Below are 1,445 nucleotides of genomic sequence, written 5' to 3' on the forward strand. Positions count from 1 at the left end.
TGAACTGACCCACAAAAGTTGGACACCCAATCCAACTCAACAGGGTCAGTCTCATGTCCAAATACAGCAAAGAGTTCAAGCTAGTAGTCATTGAGCATTACCTCTCCGGTAGGGGTGGTTTTAAAACTATTGGAGATCAATACGGCGTTAAATATGCCTATGTTCGCAAATGGGTTCATGCTTACAAAGTCCATGGCCAACACAGTCTCAACAAGACTTATGCCCATTACACTAGCGGCTTTAAGCTATCTGTCTTGCAGCACATGGAGAAGCACCAGCTCTCCATTAATCAAGCGGCAGCCCACTTTAATATCCCAGCCCCCAGTACGATTGGTCAATGGCAACGCCTCTACAATGAAAGCGGTATCACAGCCCTAGAACCTAAACCCAAGGGACGGCCACCCATGTCAAAACCCTGTAAACCGTTTACCCCCACCAATAAGCCGGTGACCCAAATGACTCCACAAGAGCTCATGCAAGAGCTCGAGTACCGCAGAGTGGAGACTGATTACCTAAAAAAGCTCGAAGCCTTAGCCCAGCAAAAGTACTTGGCAAGCAAGAACAAGTCCAAGTAATTACTGAGTTAAGGCAGCAATACCCCTTACAGATCATCTTGGCTGTCGCCAAGATGGCCAGAAGTGTTTACTACTACCAGGTGGGGCTTAGTAAGCAGACTGACCCCTATCTTGCAGTCAAGACGCAGATCAGCGCCATCTACCATCGCCACAAGGGTCGCTATGGTTATCGGCGAGTCCATTTGGAGTTGGGTAATCAGCAGCGTTACCTCGATCCTAAGACTGTACAAAAGCTCATGGGGCAACTGGGACTGAAGTCCACCGTTCGCCCTAAGCGATACCAGTCTTATAAGGGGTCTGTGGGTAAGGTAGCCTCCAACTTACTCGAGCGCCACTTTGTAGCTAGTAAACCTAATCAAAAGTGGGTAACCGATGTCACCGAGTTCAATATCAAGGGCGAGAAGGTATATCTCTCACCCATCTTGGATCTATACAACCAAGAGATCATCTCCTATGAGATTGCGGATCGCCCGCAGATCAGCATGGTGAGCACCATGCTCACCAAAGCCTTTAAGCGACTTACTCAGACCGAGAAGCTGATGCTGCACTCAGATCAGGGCTGGCAATACCAGATGGGGATTTATCAACGAGCCCTCTACAAGCAAGGCATTACTCAGAGCATGTCTCGAAAAGGTAACTGCCTGGATAACGCAGTCATGGAAAACTGGTTTGGGATTATGAAGACTGAGTTCTTCTATCAAAAGAAGTTTGACGACGTTCACACATTTAAAACTGAGCTAAAGGAATATATCGACTATTACAACCATGATCGGATCAAACAAAAACTGAAGGGATTGAGCCCGGTTAATTACCGAACTCAATCCCTCGTGCTAACCTAATTAAACTGTCCAACTTTTGTGGGTCAGTTCA

The 1,445-nt window shown here is 47.1% G+C and carries 1 protein-coding gene; it reads left to right on the top strand.

What is annotated here, in order from left to right:
* Positions 1–53 precede the first annotated feature (53 nt).
* Positions 54–1,414 (top strand): IS3 family transposase gene (locus ICN46_RS11865; protein WP_216209125.1). Its coding sequence is split into 2 segments (ribosomal slippage): positions 54–513 and positions 513–1,414, totalling 1,362 coding nucleotides; the frame shifts between segments, so codons are not numbered across the junction.
* Positions 1,415–1,445 lie beyond the last annotated feature (31 nt).

Source organism: Polynucleobacter sp. Latsch14-2, assembly GCF_018881925.1.
Taxonomy (GTDB): Bacteria; Pseudomonadota; Gammaproteobacteria; order Burkholderiales; family Burkholderiaceae; genus Polynucleobacter.